This is a genomic window from Methylocystis sp. B8 (assembly GCF_005771425.1).
Lineage (GTDB): Bacteria > Pseudomonadota > Alphaproteobacteria > Rhizobiales > Beijerinckiaceae > Methylocystis.
This window is the reverse complement of the sequence record NZ_VBTZ01000001.1, coordinates 986,187-1,004,022: the sequence shown is the minus strand read 5'-3', so window position 1 is coordinate 1,004,022 and position 17,836 is coordinate 986,187. Positions and strand designations below refer to the sequence as shown.

Here is a 17,836-nt window from a genome sequence, read left to right as displayed (position 1 = left end):
CGTGACGAACCAGGAGTTCGAGGACGCGCGCGACAAGATCATGATGGGCGCCGAGCGTCGCACGCTGGTGATGACGGACGAGGAGAAGAAGCTCACCGCCTATCACGAAGGCGGCCACGCGCTCGTCTCTTTGAACATGCCGGGATCGATTCCGATCCATAAGGCGACGATCATTCCGCGCGGCAGAGCGCTCGGCATGGTGCAGGGCCTTCCCGAGCGCGATCAGATCTCGCAAAGCTACGAGCAGCTCATCGCGATGTTGGCGATGGCGATGGGCGGGCGCGTTGCTGAGGAGTTGATCTTCGGCTCAGCGAAGACGACCTCCGGCGCGGCGTCGGACATTCAGCAGGCGACGCGCATCGCTCGCGCGATGGTCACTCAGCTTGGCTTCTCGGATAAGCTCGGCACGGTCGCCTATGCTGATCCGCAGCAGGAGCAGTTCCTCGGCTACTCGCTCGGACGCACGCAGACCTTCTCTGAACAGACCCAGGAGACGATCGACGCTGAGGTGCGCCGGCTGGTGCAGGAGGCCTATGACAAGGCCAGGCAAATCCTCATCGACAAGCGGGTCGATCTCGATACGCTCGCCAATGCGCTTCTCGAATTCGAGACGCTGACAGGCGACGAAATCAAGGGTCTGCTCGCCGGCAAACGGCCCGTGCGTGAAGAGTCGACGCCGACTCCTCCGCCGCGCGGCTCGGCGGTGCCCTCGACTGGACAGAAGCCAGAGCCCGACGTCGGCGGGCTGGAGCCGCATCCGATCTGAGAAGTAGAAAAACCCAGCTGTCTCCGCTGGGTTTTTTGCTTGTGGGGCGATCTATTTTTTTTTCTGCGCGATCAATTCATTGACCGTATCGGCTGGGCGACAGAGCGCCGCCTTCTCGCCCATCGAGACGATCGGCCGCTCGATCAAAATCGGATGCTTCTCGATAGCGGCAAAGATCTCGTCGTCGGACAAGGCCGGGTTATCAAGGCCCAGTTCATCATAGGGCGTGCCGCGTTTGCGCAGGATATCGCGCACGCTCTTTCCCATGCGCCGCAGAAGATCCTTCAAGGTCGCCCGGTTAGGCGGATTCTTAAGGTATTCGATCACCTGCGGCTCATATCCGGCATCCCGCAAAGCAGCGAGAACGTTGCGCGAGGTGCCGCAGGCCGGGTTGTGGTAGATTTTGACTTCCATGTGGACATCCGTTCGGGCGATATGCCAGTGTTTATTAACCTTTCGTTAGGTTGGCGAGAATACGGCCCCTCACAATATGACATTATGTTCATAAATGCGCCGACATGGCGTGAGAGGATGCGAACTGGCCAAGACGCCGCTCGCTGAGGACGTTCGATGACCCGCACTTATTTCGGCACCGATGGGATTCGTGGCCTCGCCAATGAGAAGATCACGCCGGAGCTCGCGCTCAAGGTTGGTCAGGCGGCGGGGCTGATCTTTCATCGCGGCGAGGGGCGCCATCGCGTCGTCATCGGCAAGGACACGCGGCTCTCAGGTTATATGATCGAATATGCGCTTGTCGCCGGCTTCACGTCGGTTGGCATGGATCCGCTGCTTCTGGGACCGATGCCGACGCCCGCCGTCGCGATGCTCACGCGGTCCATGCGCGCCGACGTCGGCGTTATGATTTCCGCCTCTCACAATTCTTTCGAAGACAACGGCATCAAGCTGTTCGGACCGGACGGCTATAAGCTTTCGGACGAGATCGAACACGAGATCGAGCGCCTGATCGACGGCGACATCACGCGCAAGCTCGCGGGCCCCAGGGATCTCGGCCGCGCGCGGCGCATCGACGATGTGCGCGCGCGCTATATCGAATTCGCCAAACGCACGCTGCCACGCAATATGAGCTTCGACGGTTTGCGCGTCGTCGTCGATTGCGCGAACGGCGCCGCCTACAAGGTTGCGCCAGAAGCGCTGTGGGAGCTTGGCGCCGAGGTCATCGCCATCGGCGTCGACCCTGACGGCTTCAACATCAACCACCGCGTCGGATCCACATCGCCGCAGGCGTTGCGCGACAAGGTGCGCGAATTGCGCGCCGATGTCGGCATCGCGCTCGACGGCGACGCCGATCGCGTCATCATGGTCGACGAACTTGGACATCTCATCGACGGTGATCAGCTGATGGCGGTCGTCGCCGAAAGCTGGCGCGATCAGGGACTGCTATCGAAGCCGGGTCTTGTGGCGACGATCATGTCGAATCTCGGGTTAGAACGTCATCTCGGTTCGCTCGGACTCACTCTCGAGCGAACGGCGGTCGGCGATCGCTATGTGATCGAGCGCATGCGCGAAGCCGGCTACAATATCGGCGGCGAACAGTCGGGCCATGTCATTCTGTCCGACTACTGCACGACCGGCGATGGGCTGGTGACGGCGATGCAGGCGCTCGCGGTGGTGAAGCGCCAGAACCGTCCGGTGAGCGAAGTCTGCCACCGATTCGAGCCGCTGCCGCAGGTCCTGCAAAATGTCCGCGCGCAGCGTCGCGAATTAGACCGCGCCGCGGTCGCTTCTGCGATCGCCAATGCTCAGGAGCGACTCGGCGGCTCCGGGAGACTTATCGTTCGACCTTCCGGCACCGAACCCGTCATACGCGTCATGGGTGAAGGCGACGACCGCGAACTCGTCGAATCGCTCGTCGCTCAGATTTGCAGTGTGCTGAAGGAATCGGCCGAGGCGGCCTGACGCAAAGCCGTTTATCTTTTCGATGACGTATGCGTGCGCGCCATTGAGGTTGCAGGCATTTGGTTAAGATGTATGGTTAAAAGATAAGGTTAACCTTCCCTTAATCGTTGCCGCACATCTTCCTCGTCATCGCCGCGTCATGAACGCGATCGCGCGTTCAAGCAGGGGACCAATCATGGGCCGTTTCATCGCGCTCTTACTGTCGGCGGCGGTCGTCGCTGGGGCTTTAAATGCGCGCGCCGAAAACCTGCCGACTCCGCCGCCCCTCGATGTCAGCGGTTGGTATCTCCGAGGCAATATCGACGTCGCCCAGCAGGTAACCGAAGGGCGGACGTATCTCCAGCCGGACATTCTCGCCGATCTGCCGAATGGCGCCGCCCGACCTGCGGATTATTCGATGAGCGACGAACGCTAGAGTTTAAAAATCCGGAACGCGAATAAGATTGATTAGGCCGCGGGTCCCAGCTATGCGCGGGATTGATAATGAGCTGCGAGGATTAACCCGACGAAAGACTGATGCGCCGCGTCATTTCACGGAGATGCTATGAAACCGATTTTGATTATCATCTCTTTGCTCGCGTTCATTCACGACGCGTCGGCGCATCATCTCGATAACTATGACGCACGCATAAGGGTAGAGGCCAATCTTTTTGCAGAATGGTTCAGTTGCAAGTCTAAGAAAGATTGCGCGCTTGTTTCGGTTCCCTGTCGATCTGGTCTGGCCGTGAACTCAACTCACGTCGATGACGCGAAGGAAGCGCTCATCAGAGCGTTCCCCTTCTGCCTTGGGACGTCTCTGGACGACACTGAAGCTGCTTGCGAACGCCGCCAATGCGTAACCAAGCCAAAGAAGGACAAATAAGTCTGCGAGTCTCGGCGGCATTGACTTCCGGTCCCGGCGGCGGGCAGCCGGGAGCGTCAGGACGACGGCGGCTCGATTTGTGTTGTCGTTCTCGATCAGCGGGACTTCGAGAAATGTGGCGCCATTCGGCTCAGGGTGCGATCGCGAAAAAGAAAATGATGGACCAATGCCGAGCTGGCATGGATCGTGGCGAGGATGATAAGTCCATTCGCTAGAGCCTCATGAATTTCCTTCATGTCGTGCGCAAAGCTTTTGTCCTTGGCCCATGGCGATGCGATATCGACTATCCCGAGCAAGGAAAGCGCGTCTCCATCCGCGAATTGCGTCGCGACGCCGAAAGCGACGACAGCCGCCAGCAGCGCGTATAGCGCAAGATGGACGATTTTTGCGGCCAAATCGCCCAAGCTTCCCAACGGCGTCGGCTCCGGAGGCGGCGGCGGATCGAAAAGACGCCAGCCGACACGAACGATCAATAGGATCGCGATCAACTCGCCCGCTGAAACATGGATTTGTTCCCCGAAATCACGGGCGCTCCCACGAGGCAAGTCTTCGCCGACAGTCCCGAGGACCCAAGCGATGGCCACAAGAAGCACGGAAAACCAATGAACAATTTGCGCGGCTGCGCCGTAGCCTCCCTGAGAATTACGCCATTGCATTGACGGCCTCCCTGTATGTTTCCGCGAACCTTTATCGAAACAACATAGCTCTACACCTCGGCGAATTTCAGTCGAACGCCGAGAATAGATGCGGCAAATTGTCGGCGGAATACGCTCGTTAGGTATGCCCAAGGACCCGACTGTATCCCACACCCCCAAAAAATGAATCTCCATCTTATTCTGTGGCGACTCGCCTGCGGGCGTATGAAAGAAGGTTAGGTCCGCGAGGCTTAGCGGCTTGGCCTGTTTCGGCAAGCCTCGAAGACTCGGTCGACCTGCTGCCACATGACTTCATCGGATGGCGTTTTTGTTGAGAAGTCCGTTAGACCGTAGGAGCAGATGATTCCAGCGACGTAGCGAGCCGTGTATGCCCCACGGCTAAAGCCGAAAAATATATATGGTCGCCCGCGAGGTAATTCTGAGCAAGCTATTTATACGCGCTCTTGTTATTCTTCTCCAACCCGTCGCCGACCGCGCCGCCCACTCGCAAAGCAGATTATCGAGACATCGAATAACAAGAAGCCCGCATCTATCAATGCGGGCTCGCTCACGGCTTCACAAACTGCGGCACTGAACGACGATATCTTTACTTCATCGCCGCTGCTTTCAATCTGGCGAGCGGACGGATTTTGACGCGCACGCTTGCCGGCTTGGCGGCCGCAGGCACCATTTCGCCGGTAGACGGATTGCGAACCAATGTACCCGCCTTTCGCGCCGGCACTTTGCGAAGCGTGACTTTGAGGAGGCCCGGCAGGGTGCATTCGCCTACGCCTCGCGGATGGACGGACCCAAGAAGAACCCTCTCCAGCGTGGAGTATACCCCCACAGCGGTTTTGCGAGGAATATCGTTTTCTTCGGCGATCAGATTTATAAGCGCTGATTTCGAATACGTTTCCTTAAGCGGCCGAATCGTCGCCGGCTCTGCTTTCGTGGTCTTCTTCAGCGGCGCCTTCCGAACTGTTGCCTTGGCCATAGTTTGTCCTTCGGTAGATAATGGAGTGATCATAACCGACCGTACATAGGCGATTGGTAGCGATTTCATTACCGATTCGCAAACCTGCGCACTCATTGCGTCGCACCCCGCGGCATAGTGCTGCTTCTAACCCTCTATTTTAACCGTCTCGCTCGTTTCTCGGCGCCTTTTATCTCGCCGGGTCCCCTGGAAGATCGGGATCACACTTTCAGGCATTTCCCTTCACACAAGCTAGACAAGGTTCCTTAGTCGCCGGAACCGCGCAGCTTCTTTCGGATCTTCTACGCCCACCTAACGCTTGGTGTCCTGCTTTACTCCTTAAGCGGGCCGATGTTTGCGTCCCGGCGATGCGCCAGAAGCGGACCCCACGGCACGGTGTACAAGGTCCATTCGCGTTGTTTTTTTGCCTCTAGCCGCACCGACCTTCTAGGCGTCGGCGCGGCGCAGAAATTCCGACGTTCTTGCCAGACCCGCCACGATCACGTCACGATTATTGCCGTAGCCGATCCGAATATAGCCTTCGCCATCCAGGGCGCTGCCCGGCGTGAACATCACGCCCGTCTTTTCGAGTAAGGCGACGCAAAAATCACGAGACGTCATGCTGGCGTCGACCCGCACCCATGCCGTCGTGCCCGACTTCGGCTTCACATAGGACAAGCGTGGCTCTTTGGCGATCCAGGCGTCGAGCAGGGAGAGGTTTGTTCGCAAAATGCCGTGGTTGCGTTCCAGAATTGCTCCCCGGTTTTCAAGCGCAATAGACGCGAGCAGATCATTCAGCATGCCGACGCTGATCGTGTTGTAGTCACGATGGATCTGCACGCGATGAATCGCCTCGACAGGCGCAACGATCCAACCTACTCGCAAGCCCGCGAGCGACCAGGTCTTCGACATGCTGCCCGTGCTGATGCCTTTCTCGTAAAGGTCCGCGACCGACGTGGTGAAGCCGGCTCCTTGCTGATCGGCGCCACGATATACTTCGTCGCTCAACACATAGGCTCCACATGAACGCGCAATCCGGACGACCTGCTCGAGAAAGGCAGGTTCCATTAGTGACCCGGTTGGGTTGTTCGGATTGCTGAAGGCGATCACGCGCGTCGACGGCGTGACCATTCGTTTTAGTTCGTCGAGGTCCGGCAGGAATGCGTTTTCCTCACGTAAGCGCAAAATGTCGACTCTTGCGCCGTAGCTCTCGGGAATAGAGTAGTGCTGCTGATACGTCGGCAGCACAGATATCATGTGATCGCCTGGCTCGATTAGCGCCTCATAGACGAGGGCATTCGCGCTGATCGCGCCATGTGTAATCAGCACATTTGGCACGCGTTGGTTCTCGTATAATGACGCGACATTGCCGCGCAGGCGGTCCGTGCCGTCGATCTCGCCGTACGTCAGCTTCATCGGCAGAATCTCGCCGAGCAACGCATCTTCCTTGCCGGCGATCTTCAATAACTCGGCGACTGACAGCGATTCTACGCAGGTTTCGGCAAGGTTCAGCTCGCAAACATTCTCATAGAGATACATCCAGCGTTCGACTCCAAACTCCCTGATTTGCATAAGTTCCGTCCCTATGTCGAAGCTGTGGATTTGAGCGCCCGCCGCTTCTAAGGCGCAGCAATCCACATAGAACTAAATCGCAGCGATCCCGGTCTTTTTTCATTTCCCTCGCCTAGGGAGCCGGATTGGACCATATCTCTCGGTCATGTCCGACCTGACCGAGATCGGAGGAGAGACTCCTCAAAGCAATACGCCGGAGATTACCGTCTCCGAACTCGCCAATGCGCTGAAGCGGACGATTGAGGATCGCTTCGGGCGCGTGCGCGTGCGCGGCGAAATCTCCAACTATCGGGGCCCACACGCCTCCGGCCACGCCTATTTTTGTCTGAAGGATCAGAACGCGCGCCTCGACGCGGTGATCTGGCGATCGACGTTGCTGCGCCTGCGCACCCGGCCGCAGGAGGGGCTGGAGGTCGTCGCGACCGGCCGCGTCACGACGTTTCCCGGCAAGTCTTCCTATCAGATCGTCATCGAGTCGCTGGAGCCGGCCGGCCTCGGCGCGCTGATGGCGCTGCTCGACGCCCGCCGCAAGGCGCTTGCGGCCGAGGGATTGTTCGATGAGGCGCGCAAACGCCCCCTGCCCTTCCTGCCGCGCGTCATCGGCGTCGTGACTTCGCCGACCGGCGCCGTCATCCGCGACATTCTGCACCGACTGAACGACCGCTTCCCGCGACGCGTGCTGCTCTGGCCCGTGCGGGTGCAGGGCGAGAGCTGCGCGGAGGAAGTCGCCGCTGGCATTCGCGGCTTCAACGCCCTTACCGTGGGCGATGCCATTCCGCGCCCGGATGTACTGATCGTCGCGCGCGGCGGCGGCTCGCTCGAGGACCTTTGGGGCTTCAACGAGGAGCTAGTCGTTCGCGCGGCGGCGGAGAGCGCCATTCCGCTCATTTCAGCGATTGGCCATGAGACCGACACGACGCTCATCGACTTCGTCGCCGACCTGCGCGCGCCGACCCCGACTGGCGCCGCGGAGAAGGCCGTTCCCGTTCGCATCGAGCTTTTTGAGCATCTCGCGATACGCGCAAGCCGGCTCGAAGGCGCGCGCCGACGCGCGATGGATCTTCGCCGCACGCAGCTTGCAACCTTCGCGCGCCTGCTGCCCGCCGGCGACGCGCTGCTCGCCAATCCTCGCCAGCGCCTCGACCGGTCGGCTGAGCGGCTGCGCGCCGGCGTGCGCGCCGCCAGAGATGGACGGCGGCTGCGACTGTCGCGCGCGGCAACGCTGCTCGCCCGTCACTCTCCACAAGCGGAACTGGCGCGCGTGCGCGAGAGACTGCGCGGCCTAGCCGCCCGGTTGCAGCAAGGCCATCGCGCACAGCAGGTTCTGGCGCGTCAGCAGAACGCCTCGGCCAAGCAACGCCTCGCCGTCGCCGCGCAGAGACTCGATCGCGCAATTTCCGGTCTGATCGGCCGCAGCCAGGATAGGCTCGACAGGCTCGCCCGACTGCAGGAATCCCTCAGCCATCGTTCAGTGCTTGCGCGCGGCTTTGCGCTCGTGCGCGACGAGAACGGCGCGCTGGTGCGCAGCGTGGCGCAGGCTTCGCCAGGAACAGGTCTCGACATCGAGATCGCCGACGGCAGAATCGCGGCCCGCGCCGGAATCGCCATCCCCGAGCCGCCTGCGCCGCCGCGCCCCCGCCGGCGCATCAGAAGGATCGATAGCGACGATCAGGGATCGCTGTTCTGACCTACTCGAATCTCATTTGCCAAGCGACGATGCTGCGCTGCATGGGCGCGCGCGGCAGATAGCAGAAGACATTCGTGGAGATGGGCGCTTCGGCGCAGTGATAGTGCTCGTCGCTCCAATCGTAGCCAAGCGTGCCCATGCAGGCGACGATCTTGTCGTGGATGATCTTCGGGTTGGAGCGGCGCTCCGACGGGAAATCTCGTTCCGCCTGAAATTCGCAGTCGGTGACGTCGAGTTTCTGGCCTTCAAAATAGCGGCCGCTGGCGCCACTGGTCACGAACATCGCCTCGGTCGCGAGGATAAAAAGCAAGCCCAACGCCAGGGCCACCTTGCCCTGCCACTTGGTCTTAAAGAAGTGCAGATCGAGTAGCGATAGAAATCCGATCGCCAAAAGCCCGCCGCCAAGCAGCAGCGTCAACGGCGACAGGAAGGGCGCGATACCTTCGTTCATCCCACGCTCCCAATCGCGCCCGCCGCCGCTACGCGCGATTCTTGATTAATATTAAGAGCGAGGCTCTCACCAAAGCAACCAGGCCTCGCCGCGGCGTCGGGGATGTTCTCTTTCCACGGGCTTGGCCGAAATCCTCTCCTGGCCGCGCCATTCCAGAAATTGGGAGGATGCTTCCCACATCAGACCCGGCGGCTTAGCCGAGGTCGTCAAATTCCTGCCGAAACAGAGCGTTAAGCTTCCGTTAACCAATTAACTGTTTATTAACGAAGGCGCAACTTTGCTCAAATGCTACAGGTCCGAGATACCTGCGATCAAGGTTGACGGAACCTTCGCTTAACCGTGAAAGACTAGGACTACCGCCATTCGGTGGTCGTAACAGGAGTTCCTCATGCTGCTTTCGCAACGCGCCTCGAGCGTCAAATTCGTCGTCGCGCTGACGGCGGTCCTGGCGCTTTCGGCTTGCGCCAAGAACACGGCGGATGAGGCCGCAGGCGATCTCGCAGGCGGCGGCTACGCGGGCGGTCGCGGCGGCGTCGCAAGTCCGGGCAGCCAACAGGACTTCGTGGTCAATGTCGGCGACCGCATCTTCTTCGAAACCGATTCGACCGAGCTGACCCCGACGGCGCAAGCGACGCTCGACAAGCAGGCCGAGTGGCTCAATCGCTATTCGCGCTACAGCTTCACCATGGAAGGCCACGCCGACGAGCGCGGCACGCGCGAATATAATTTCGCGCTCGGGGCGCGGCGCGCCGAAGTGGCGAAGAATTATCTCATCTCGCGCGGGGTCTCGGGGGCGCGCATCCGCACGGTAAGCTACGGCAAGGAGCGCCCGGTCGCCGTCTGCGACGACATCTCCTGCTGGTCGCAGAACCGTCGCGTGGTCACGGTGCTTTCCGGCGGCAATTCTTGACCGGACGCGCCGCGCCCCTTGCGTCATGGGCGCCGTTGCGGCATTGAAGGCGCGCGCTTTACCGCGCCTGCAGGAGTGTAGCTCAACTGGTAGAGCACCGGTCTCCAAAACCGGGGGTTGGGGGTTCGAGCCCCTCCACTCCTGCCATTAAAATCAATTGCTTATGATCAAAAAAGTCTGGCAAGCTTATAGGCTATAAATTCCGGTAAGCGCTCGGTAAGCAGAATTGGCAATTTGCCTCGCTGGGCGGACAGCACATCGATTGAAGCGAGCGCGCCATTAGTCTCGCCGCCCTCCCGCACGAAAAAGCCCGGCGCGCCGCCATGAGTTGTGCGTCACGGCACATCCGATCCTGAGGCTCTTTCCTATGGTGGAAACACAACGAGAGGGCAGACCTATGATCAAGATCGACGCAACTTCCATTTTCTCAATGTTGTTTTGGGTTGCTTTCGTGGCGCTTGGCGCTGTTACGCACTTGACTGCATAGGCGCTGTCGACGCCGGCGAGTTCTCCTACGCGACACTGCTTCGCCGCCACGTCGTCTCGCCACGGGTCAACAGGTCTGACGTCGGCGATGACGATCCAACCCTGATCGAGCGGGCGATTGTCGCCGGGTGACAGGCTGCGCCGCGGCGCGAGATTCGCTCTTGGCCATTCTAACACTATATTTTTTTAGCATTTTCGCGGAACAATCCGACTGCGAGGCGGGTTCCCCTCCCTTCAAGGGAGTATGCGTGATGCCGGGCAAAGCACCGGACGGCTGGCAGAACTTCACTGCCAGAGAACTTGATGAGCAATTCGCCATGGTGCTTCACAGGATCGGCGAGCGCCTAGCCAAAAATGCCACTACCCCCGAAGCGCCGTTGCCAGAGCGGATGACGGCTCTGTTGGATGAACTGCGACGGCACCGCGCTCGCAACCGCAGTGGGCGCTAAGCGGCGTCGAGCGCAGAGAGGATGACCGAATTGATACCGAGATGAAACGAAGGCGCGGCGACTCCAATGCTGTTGGCGGCACGACTGATGCGTCCGGTGAGCGCAGCGGCCACGCTCACAAACATGACGACTCTTGAACGCGCGTTCATTCTGGCGCGCTCCGGAGAGTGCAGTTGCGTCGCCGCTCTGGTGAAACGCCTTGATCGCGAAGGCTATGACGGACGTCAGATTTACGGATCGCTTCTCAGGAAGCAGCTTCGAGATTTGATCAAAGAAGCCAGTAAGCGTTATTTAGGATAGTGGGAGTGGCTTCAGAGCCGTTGTGCGCTCGCTCAGTTTTAGATTCGCGTCTTCGGCTCCCAAAGCCGACGCGTCAATGGTCGCGACGGATGTAGCCGACATAAAAGCAACTCGTCATGATGGAGTAAATCGTTTCGTCGGGCTCTGGCGTTTCAGAGGCAATCGGTGGAGCCGGAGCGTCTTTGCAGCCGCTGCAATCAAAAATCAAATAGCCGTCTGAATCTTGGTCCGAGGCGAATGGCGTGAAGATGTAGTCTCGGACTGTCCTGCCCAGGCTCTCGTCTAGAAGCCGGACGGCTGAAGCGGCCAATCCTGCGATATTCTCGTCACGATCGGCGATCGTCGTCCAAATTGGCGCAAAGAGGCCTGAAGCCGCAGTATCGCCGCAGACTCGATTGCTTCTCCTGTCGACGAGAACAAGGCGCTTCATAGCGTGCGCAGTTTTTGCCGTTCCACCCCGGCTGGAGATTAGCATTTGGGATAGCAACCGCCATACGTAAAGATACCAGCCACGACGGGTATGCTTTTTGGTGCGGCGCGCCGGTTCGTTCTTCGAGAGCGGCAGGGTGTTATGTCGCCCTCGCCTGCGTCGCGGAGATCGCGCCATTCAGAGATGCGTTGCAATGAAATGCCAATCTCTGAAAGGGAGATGCCCGGAGCGCGGGGACTTCCTTGTGCCGCCTTTTTGCATGTTCACGGCGCTGCCGCGTCAATTGCGGCAATCGACTCCTACAAATCGTGGATTATGATCCCACACGCATTCCCTTCAGAGGAATGGTATTGGGGAGGGTTTTGGAATGAACCGCAGAATTTTTGCACTCGCGTTTGGTATTGGCGTCGCAGCGCTGTTCGCGCCTCGCATCGCTTTGGCCGAAGATCATTTGGCTGAGGCGATCAGCCACACCAAGGAAGCGATCGATGAGGGCAAGGAAGGTCATGCAGACAAGCTGGTGACGCACGCCAAAGCCGCGCTCAAACATGCTGAGGCGGCGGAAAAGGCGAAGAAGAATGAGCACACCAAGGAAGGTATTACGCATCTGAAGGCGTCAATTGTGGAAGGCAAGAAAAAGGACGCCTCCGCGGCGACTGGCCACGCCGAAGAGGCGTTGACGCATCTAGAAGCGGCGCAGAAGTAGCCGAGAACGCAAAGACGCCCCGCGCTTACATCCGGCGTCGGGGCGTCATGTTGCGACAATGCGGGGAGGAGTTGTCATTCATTGGCTCTCCGATGCGCTTACACCCCCACCCTTACAAGGGATCGATGCGTGCAATCGTGCTGATGAATAAAGTGGGTCGGTAGGCCTATGGGCCAACAGCCCTCCAGCTGACGAAATGCGAATAACAAACGCTCTCGTCCCGTAACGCAAAAAAAGCCCAGCCACGAGGGCTGGGCTTTCCAGGATCGACCTGCTGCGAACGAGTCGATCAATATTTCGCCAGCACCGGCGCCGGAGAGCCGAAGCTGAAGTGATAGTTCACGCCCGCGCGGATCGTGTGGAAACGCGTGCGGTTGTTCGGGCTGTTGAGGCCCCAGCCCGGGTTGAACACCCAGAACCAGTTGTTGTTGTTCCCCGTGCCGCTGATCTGCGTATACAGATACTCGAGCTTGAGGGACCAGTTCGTAATGACCATCCACTCGGCGCCGCCGCCGGCGGTCCAGCCCGTCTGCACGGCGCTGTTCTGGTTCCACCAGCCGTTGCGCTGCACCTCGCCATAGGCGAAGCCGCCCGTGCCGTAAATCAGCACCTTCGAGTTGAGCACCGTGATGCCGGCGCGGCCGCGAACGGTGCCGAACCAGTTCAGCGTCGCCGTCGTCACCGGAGGCAGACCGAAAAACCAGCCCCAGCTGTTGCCGCCGGCGCCAGAGCCGATGCTCGTGCCCTGGAAGTCAGTCTCGAGGCCGACGACGAACATCGGCGTGATCTGGTAGTTGTAACCAATCTGACCGCCGCCGACGACGCCAGCCCGGCTGCCGCCGTGATTGCCCCAGCCCACGCCCCACGCGTTGGACGAGTTTCTGTCGTAGAAGCCAACGCCGAAGTTGAGACCGGCATAGAGACCTGTCCAGGTCATGATCGGCGGCGGAGGCGGCGGCGGCGCCTTATACGACGGAAGGTCGGCGGCCATGGCCGATCCGGCTATCAGCACTAAGGCCGTGGCGGCAAAACTTGCCTTCTTCATGCGCCTTCTCCTAAAGGGTTAGCATTTGAATGCTTGGTGGGCTGACTTCCCTGGACTCAAGTCGATAGAGAAAAACCTGCTGCTCAGTCAAAGGATAATGACGGCTATTCGGGCATTGCCGCATGCTTTCTGGGCAACTGTGGCAGTTGCGCAACATTTCGGGCGCGCGATAAAGCCCCGGCGACAAAGCCCGCAAGAGCCATGCTCCCGCAATTTGTAAGGCGCTTCACGCAACGCCTCTTATTGGGCGAAATCCACAGGTTCACTGTTCTGCTGAGCCGGCCGCGTAACCTTCAGCCGCGTTGCTGCATCGCATTGACGACGCCGATGAGGTCCTTCTCTCTCCCGCAAGGCGCGTGATTCTTCTGGGACCACCCCCTTTGAGCAACCGCAGAAAGGCGTCGTTCGATGCTCACCTCCATCGCCAATCGATCGGTCATCGTGACTGGAGGCAGCCGCGGCATTGGCCGCGGCATGGCGCGCGTCTTTGCGTCCAGGGGCGCGCAGGTGCTGGTGGTTGGCCGGGATCTCGCGCAGGCCGAGGCGACGGCGGCCGCGATTCGGGCGGAGGGCGGACGCGCGAGCAGTTTCGCCGCCGATGTCGGCAACCCGGACGATGTTGAGAGGATGGCCGCCACGGCGCTCGAGCGGCATGGCGGCATCGACATTCTCTGCGCCAACGCCGGCGTCTTTCCAGCCGCCCGCATGATGGAAATGACCCTGGAGCAATGGAACGAGGTGCTGTCCACCAATCTTGCTGGCGCTTTCCTTTGCGTGCGGGCCTGCACGCCAGCGCTGGCGGCGGGCGGCCGCGGGCGCATCGTGCTCACCTCCTCCATAACTGGCCCGATTACAGGCTATCCGGGCTGGACGCACTACGCGGCGAGTAAGGCGGGACAGCTCGGATTCATGCGCACGGCGGCGTTGGAACTGACGCCGTTCGGGATCACCATCAATGCCGTTTTGCCTGGCAACATTCACACCGAAGGACTCGACGAACTCGGCGAGGAATATCTGACCAAGATGACGGCCTCCATCCCGCAACGCCGCCTCGGGAGCGTCGAGGACATCGCTTACGCCGCGCTGTTTTTCGCCAGCGACGAAGCCGGCTACGTCACCGGCCAAACGCTGGTGATCGACGGCGGGCAGGTGCTGCCTGAGTCGCTAACGGCGCTGCAGGATATGGGTTGAGAGACGTCGGTGAGACGGAGCTTCGGTCCGCCCGCGATTGCGACGACGACAGTTTCGATGACCTAGCTGGATGGGCTATAAGGAGTGGCTGGATTCTAGGATGGCTGCGTCACCGACTGATGCTTTCGAGAGAGGAATATCGTGAGATCTTCACAGGAAGGCGCTTGTCTCATGTTTTCAGCGGGGCGTCCGCGACGAGATCCCCACCGAAGCGGTGGGTTCATGAGAAACGCCTTGGCCATTGCGATTTTGTCCGCTGCGCTCTCCAGCGCTCAAGCCGAAGAGGGACCGCCGCCTGTCGACAAATGCGGTCACCCGATCGTCACAGACAGCATCGGAGCTCCGTACACAGACCCGGTTTGCACGGCGCTTTCTGATACGCTCCAACCGCCTCTCTATATTCCCGACCCCGACTGCAACATGGGGGTGACGCCATATGATTCGAGGTGCTTCCTCCAGAGACTCTTTACGGCGATGACCGCCTCCCCAGGCCCGGCGCCGCGCCCTCCTCCACCTCGCCCGCCCTATCCCACTAAATAGCCCGCGCGAACCATCCGTTCGCCGCAAGCTCGCGGCGGAAATCAGGCGTGCAACTTTAGCGACTAATTGATTTTTCAGTTGAAGGGCAGTCGGCGCGCGCTTCGGGTCCGATCAAACTTGCGCTGGTTTCGTCTTACGCGAAAACTTCATTGAGTTTCGATTCTGGCTGAGGCGTCACGTCGCCCTAGTTGTATTGCAGAGCTAATTAAAGGAGCCGGCGATGACAAAGGCGCCGTTCACATTTTCATCTAAAGTCGCGGCATTCGCGCTTTTACTGTCCTTTCTGGCTCCGCCGGCCCTGGCGCAGCCTATAAACCTGCTTATTTTCGGCGACAGCCTCACTAATGGCTTCGATCTGCCCGAAGAGCAGGGCTTTCCACAGCAACTCAGCCGCAGGCTCCACGCCGACGGCTATGACGTTCTCGTGTGGAACGGATCGGAGCCTGGCGACACTAGCGGCAACGGCTACACGCGCATCAATCAGGCGCTGCAAACCAATCCCGATCTTGTGCTGGTCGAGTTTGGCGCCAACGACATGCTGGATCATACCGATCCGCGCGTCACATACCGCTATCTCGACGCCATCATTCGGATCTTCAAGGCGCGCGGCGCCCGAGTTATCCTTGCCGGCATGCTTTCGCTGCCGAAAAACGGTCCGAACTACATCGTCGGCTTCAACAATATCTACCCGACCCTCGCGCAGAGGCAGCGCGTGCCGCTGTATCCGTTCATGCTTGCCGGCGTATACGGTCATCCGTGGCTCATGCAGAGCGACAACGAGCATCCTAACGCCTTGGGGACAGCGAGAATGGTCGCCGGAATCGCGCCGATGATCGAGGCCAGTCTACAGCAGATCCGCGTGGCCCACGGCGGGTCACGCCACGGGCAGGAGGCGTTAGCGCGCCAATGACGCCTGCACAGACGCAAATTGCGCTCGCCGAGTAGCAATTCGAATACACCCCGCGCTGCGCCCAGAGCAATTATAGAAACATTTGGGACACAACGCAGCAAAGACGCGCCGGCGCGGTTCTGCTAGACAACTCCCGCACTCAGATCGTGCGTCAAGCAGCAGGCGCTGTTTCCAAGCGGCGGCGCCTGCCGCCAACTCCTGGCGGGCTCTTCGCAGCCCGCCTCCTCTTCCCTTACAAAAGACCTCTGCATCGTGCCACCAGCGCCGCGCGCCTTACGCGGCGCTTTCGTCAGCTGGCTGTGACGACCATAGCGCGCTCTTATGGGTTGGAAAGGACAGGCGACCGTGGAGGATGAGCAGAACGTCACGCATAAAGGTTACTTTGCCGCCGGCCTGGACTCCGATCCAGAACTCGCCTCGGCGATCTCCGGCGAGTTGCGGCGACAGCAAGACTGCATCGAGCTCATCGCCTCGGAAAACATTGTCTCGCGACTCGTGCTCGAAGCGCAGGGGTCGATCCTCGCCAACAAGACCGTGGAGGGATTGCCCTATGCGCGCTATTACGGCGGCGCGGAATTTGCCGACGCGGTCGAGGGGCTCGCTATCGCGCGGGCGAGGAAACTCTTCAAATGCCGCTTCGTTAATGTGCAGCCGCATTCCGGCTCCAACGCCAACGCCGGCGTCTTTCTCGGACTCTTGAAACTCGGCGATGCGATCCTTTCGATGAATGTCGCCGCAGGCGGTCATATCAGCCACGGCCATCCCGCGACGCTGACCGGGCGTGATTACAGAATCGTCTCCTATGGCGTCAGCCGCGAAAGCGAGCGCATCGATCTCGACGAGGTGCGCGATCTCGCGCGGCGCGAGCGCCCGCGCATGGTCATCGCCGGCGGGTCGGCCTATTCGCGCGCGATCGATTTCGCCGGCCTGCGCGCGATCGCCGACGAGGTCGGCGCTTATCTCCTCGTCGACATGGCGCATTTCGCCGGCCTTGTCGCAACAGGCTTCTATCCCGATCCCTTGCCCCACGCCCATGTCGTGACAACGACGACGTACAAGTCGCTGCGCGGCGCGCGCGGCGGCATGGTCCTGTGGAACGACGAAGCCTTCAGCGGCAGGATCAACGCCGGAATATTTCCTGGCGTGCAAGGCTCGGTGCTGTTGCATGGGGTCGCCGGCAAGGCGGCCTGCCTTGGCGAAGCCATGCGACCCGAGTTTGCGGCATATAATCGCGCGGTGATCGACAATGCGCAGACGCTGGCGCGCGCTCTTGCAGATACCGGCCTGCGTATCGTCACAGGCGGCACGGACACCGGCCTAATGCTCGTCGAGCTTGCAGCGCGCGGCTTGACGGGCGATGTCGCCGCAAAAGCGCTGGAGCTGGCCGGACTCGCTGTGAACAAGAACGTGATACCGTTCGACGCGCGTCCGCCTGAGGCGCCATCCGGTCTGCGCCTTTCGAGCAACGCCGGAACGACGCGCGGCTTCGGCGTCAGCGCGTTCGAAATGATTGCGCAATGGATCGATCGCGTGCTGAAAAATCCTGACAATGACTCGTTGATTGGCGCCACACGCAAAGACGTCGCCGCGCTCTGCGCAAAACACCCAATCTATCAATCACGCCCGTGAACGCTCTCCCCGTGCGTCTTCTCGTCTGCGTCGGCCCATGCTGCGACGCCGAGGGGAAAGGCCGCGCGCTGCTGGCGTCAGCCGAGATGGTTTTTACCCAAACATTCCCGCAGGAACTGTCATCCGGCCAGCTCGTCATCGCGACGCGCGACTGTCTGCGACTCTGCACGCGCGATCCCGTCGTGCGCTTCGAGCCCTCAGGCGACGCCCTATCGAATCCATCTCTCGATGACATTCTTAAGTTGGCGCGCGCCGCACTTGCCGAACAAGCCTGCCCAACAAGATTCGGCTCAGCGAAGTCGTGATTAACAAAGGGATCTTCGCTTTTGAGGTTCAGCGCCTTTTCTGAGCGACGGTTCTACGGTAGCTTTGCGCAT

The 17,836-nt window shown here is 60.2% G+C and carries 19 protein-coding genes, 1 tRNA gene and 1 pseudogene; 14 read left to right on the top strand and 7 right to left on the bottom strand.

All coding sequences use genetic code 11. The annotated features are described in order from the left end of the window. Positions 1-766: pseudogene (locus FEV16_RS04860) on the top strand (cell division protein FtsH); the annotation flags it as partial. Between the two features lie 51 nt (positions 767-817). Here FEV16_RS04860 and arsC read toward each other — a convergent pair. After that, entirely contained in the window at positions 818-1,180 is a 363-nt protein-coding gene (arsC, locus tag FEV16_RS04855; RefSeq protein ID WP_138166417.1) for an arsenate reductase (glutaredoxin), read from the bottom strand. A 156-nt stretch (positions 1,181-1,336) separates the two neighbouring features. On the opposite strand from arsC, the gene glmM reads away from it, so the two are divergent. From glmM to FEV16_RS04840, 3 genes are all read left to right on the top strand, one after another. Next, entirely contained in the window at positions 1,337-2,683 is a 1,347-nt protein-coding gene (gene glmM / locus FEV16_RS04850) for a phosphoglucosamine mutase (RefSeq protein ID WP_138166416.1), read from the top strand. A gap of 175 nt (positions 2,684-2,858) precedes the next feature. After that, the gene (locus FEV16_RS04845) at positions 2,859-3,098 is read left to right on the top strand and encodes a hypothetical protein (protein WP_246657171.1); all 240 of its coding nucleotides are present in this window, start codon (positions 2,859-2,861) and stop codon (positions 3,096-3,098) included. 129 nt (positions 3,099-3,227) lie between these two features. Further along, the gene (locus FEV16_RS04840) at positions 3,228-3,545 is read left to right on the top strand and encodes a hypothetical protein (RefSeq protein WP_138166414.1); all 318 of its coding nucleotides are present in this window, start codon (positions 3,228-3,230) and stop codon (positions 3,543-3,545) included. Between the two features lie 95 nt (positions 3,546-3,640). Here the strand turns inward: FEV16_RS04840 and FEV16_RS04835 are convergent, their stop codons facing one another. The 3 genes from FEV16_RS04835 to FEV16_RS04820 form a co-directional block, all read right to left on the bottom strand. After that, a complete protein-coding gene (locus FEV16_RS04835) occupies positions 3,641-4,201 on the bottom strand; it encodes a cytochrome b/b6 domain-containing protein (protein ID WP_246657170.1) in 561 nt (186 codons plus the stop codon). Between the two features lie 586 nt (positions 4,202-4,787). Further along, positions 4,788-5,174 (bottom strand): HU family DNA-binding protein, encoded by a 387-nt coding sequence (locus FEV16_RS04825; RefSeq protein WP_138166412.1) that lies wholly within the window; start codon positions 5,172-5,174, stop codon positions 4,788-4,790. A gap of 426 nt (positions 5,175-5,600) precedes the next feature. Then, positions 5,601-6,725 (bottom strand): aminotransferase, encoded by a 1,125-nt coding sequence (locus FEV16_RS04820; RefSeq protein WP_138166411.1) that lies wholly within the window; start codon positions 6,723-6,725, stop codon positions 5,601-5,603. A gap of 145 nt (positions 6,726-6,870) precedes the next feature. Here FEV16_RS04820 and xseA point away from each other — a divergent pair, with 145 nt between their 5' ends. Then, positions 6,871-8,412, top strand: coding sequence for an exodeoxyribonuclease VII large subunit (xseA, locus tag FEV16_RS04815; protein ID WP_138166410.1), 1,542 nt, complete (start codon positions 6,871-6,873; stop codon positions 8,410-8,412). Position 8,413: 1 nt separating this feature from the next. Here xseA and FEV16_RS04810 read toward each other — a convergent pair whose 3' ends face one another. Next, on the bottom strand, positions 8,414-8,863 hold the full coding sequence (locus FEV16_RS04810; RefSeq protein ID WP_138166409.1) for a hypothetical protein: 450 nt from the start codon (positions 8,861-8,863) through the stop codon (positions 8,414-8,416). 388 nt (positions 8,864-9,251) lie between these two features. On the opposite strand from FEV16_RS04810, the gene pal reads away from it, so the two are divergent. From pal to FEV16_RS04790, 4 genes are all read left to right on the top strand, one after another. After that, positions 9,252-9,773, top strand: a complete 522-nt coding sequence (gene pal, locus FEV16_RS04805) for a peptidoglycan-associated lipoprotein Pal (protein ID WP_138166408.1) — start codon at positions 9,252-9,254, stop codon at positions 9,771-9,773. A 71-nt stretch (positions 9,774-9,844) separates the two neighbouring features. Next, positions 9,845-9,920 (top strand) — tRNA-Trp (locus tag FEV16_RS04800). Between the two features lie 590 nt (positions 9,921-10,510). After that, complete coding sequence (locus FEV16_RS04795) at positions 10,511-10,708, top strand: hypothetical protein (RefSeq protein WP_138166407.1); 198 nt, start codon at positions 10,511-10,513, stop codon at positions 10,706-10,708. Between the two features lie 66 nt (positions 10,709-10,774). After that, the gene (locus FEV16_RS04790) at positions 10,775-11,008 is read left to right on the top strand and encodes a hypothetical protein (protein ID WP_138166406.1); all 234 of its coding nucleotides are present in this window, start codon (positions 10,775-10,777) and stop codon (positions 11,006-11,008) included. Positions 11,009-11,081: 73 nt separating this feature from the next. Here FEV16_RS04790 and FEV16_RS04785 read toward each other — a convergent pair whose 3' ends face one another. After that, the gene (locus tag FEV16_RS04785) at positions 11,082-11,438 is read right to left on the bottom strand and encodes a hypothetical protein (protein WP_138166405.1); all 357 of its coding nucleotides are present in this window, start codon (positions 11,436-11,438) and stop codon (positions 11,082-11,084) included. A gap of 367 nt (positions 11,439-11,805) precedes the next feature. On the opposite strand from FEV16_RS04785, the gene smbP reads away from it, so the two are divergent. Beyond that, positions 11,806-12,144, top strand: coding sequence for a small metal-binding protein SmbP (gene smbP / locus FEV16_RS04780; RefSeq protein WP_138166404.1), 339 nt, complete (start codon positions 11,806-11,808; stop codon positions 12,142-12,144). 289 nt (positions 12,145-12,433) lie between these two features. On the opposite strand, the gene FEV16_RS04775 is transcribed toward smbP, so the two are convergent. Next, entirely contained in the window at positions 12,434-13,189 is a 756-nt protein-coding gene (locus FEV16_RS04775) for an outer membrane beta-barrel protein (protein WP_138166403.1), read from the bottom strand. Positions 13,190-13,597: 408 nt separating this feature from the next. On the opposite strand from FEV16_RS04775, the gene fabG reads away from it, so the two are divergent. The 4 genes from fabG (at position 13,598) to FEV16_RS04750 (ending at position 17,764) form a co-directional block, all read left to right on the top strand. Beyond that, complete coding sequence (gene fabG, locus FEV16_RS04770; protein WP_138166402.1) at positions 13,598-14,380, top strand: 3-oxoacyl-ACP reductase FabG; 783 nt, start codon at positions 13,598-13,600, stop codon at positions 14,378-14,380. Between the two features lie 760 nt (positions 14,381-15,140). Further along, positions 15,141-15,830 carry an arylesterase gene (locus FEV16_RS04760; protein ID WP_138166401.1) on the top strand — a complete coding sequence of 230 codons (690 nt, stop codon included), beginning with the start codon at positions 15,141-15,143 and terminating at the stop codon, positions 15,828-15,830. A gap of 321 nt (positions 15,831-16,151) precedes the next feature. Next, entirely contained in the window at positions 16,152-17,459 is a 1,308-nt protein-coding gene (glyA, locus tag FEV16_RS04755; RefSeq protein ID WP_138166400.1) for a serine hydroxymethyltransferase, read from the top strand. Then, entirely contained in the window at positions 17,456-17,764 is a 309-nt protein-coding gene (locus FEV16_RS04750; RefSeq protein WP_246657169.1) for a (2Fe-2S) ferredoxin domain-containing protein, read from the top strand. Before glyA ends, FEV16_RS04750 begins: the two co-directional genes overlap by 4 nt. The last annotated feature ends 72 nt before the right edge of the window (positions 17,765-17,836 follow it).

Excerpts from the sequence above, each read along its gene's own strand:
- FEV16_RS04820 (WP_138166411.1), bottom strand. The coding sequence starts at position 6,725 with ATGCAAATCAGGGAGTTTGGAGTCGAACGCTGGATGTATCTCTATGAG.
- FEV16_RS04840 (WP_138166414.1), top strand. The coding sequence starts at position 3,228 with ATGAAACCGATTTTGATTATCATCTCTTTGCTCGCGTTCATTCACGAC.
- FEV16_RS04810 (WP_138166409.1), bottom strand. The coding sequence starts at position 8,863 with ATGAACGAAGGTATCGCGCCCTTCCTGTCGCCGTTGACGCTGCTGCTT.
- FEV16_RS04825 (WP_138166412.1), bottom strand. The coding sequence starts at position 5,174 with ATGGCCAAGGCAACAGTTCGGAAGGCGCCGCTGAAGAAGACCACGAAA.
- xseA (WP_138166410.1), top strand. The coding sequence starts at position 6,871 with ATGTCCGACCTGACCGAGATCGGAGGAGAGACTCCTCAAAGCAATACG.
- FEV16_RS04785 (WP_138166405.1), bottom strand. The coding sequence starts at position 11,438 with ATGAAGCGCCTTGTTCTCGTCGACAGGAGAAGCAATCGAGTCTGCGGC.
- glmM (WP_138166416.1), top strand. The coding sequence starts at position 1,337 with ATGACCCGCACTTATTTCGGCACCGATGGGATTCGTGGCCTCGCCAAT.
- smbP (WP_138166404.1), top strand. The coding sequence starts at position 11,806 with ATGAACCGCAGAATTTTTGCACTCGCGTTTGGTATTGGCGTCGCAGCG.
- FEV16_RS04775 (WP_138166403.1), bottom strand. The coding sequence starts at position 13,189 with ATGAAGAAGGCAAGTTTTGCCGCCACGGCCTTAGTGCTGATAGCCGGA.
- FEV16_RS04790 (WP_138166406.1), top strand. The coding sequence starts at position 10,775 with ATGCTGTTGGCGGCACGACTGATGCGTCCGGTGAGCGCAGCGGCCACG.
- FEV16_RS04795 (WP_138166407.1), top strand. The coding sequence starts at position 10,511 with ATGCCGGGCAAAGCACCGGACGGCTGGCAGAACTTCACTGCCAGAGAA.
- FEV16_RS04845 (WP_246657171.1), top strand. The coding sequence starts at position 2,859 with ATGGGCCGTTTCATCGCGCTCTTACTGTCGGCGGCGGTCGTCGCTGGG.
- glyA (WP_138166400.1), top strand. The coding sequence starts at position 16,152 with ATGGGTTGGAAAGGACAGGCGACCGTGGAGGATGAGCAGAACGTCACG.
- FEV16_RS04835 (WP_246657170.1), bottom strand. The coding sequence starts at position 4,201 with ATGCAATGGCGTAATTCTCAGGGAGGCTACGGCGCAGCCGCGCAAATT.
- FEV16_RS04760 (WP_138166401.1), top strand. The coding sequence starts at position 15,141 with ATGACAAAGGCGCCGTTCACATTTTCATCTAAAGTCGCGGCATTCGCG.
- arsC (WP_138166417.1), bottom strand. The coding sequence starts at position 1,180 with ATGGAAGTCAAAATCTACCACAACCCGGCCTGCGGCACCTCGCGCAAC.
- pal (WP_138166408.1), top strand. The coding sequence starts at position 9,252 with ATGCTGCTTTCGCAACGCGCCTCGAGCGTCAAATTCGTCGTCGCGCTG.
- fabG (WP_138166402.1), top strand. The coding sequence starts at position 13,598 with ATGCTCACCTCCATCGCCAATCGATCGGTCATCGTGACTGGAGGCAGC.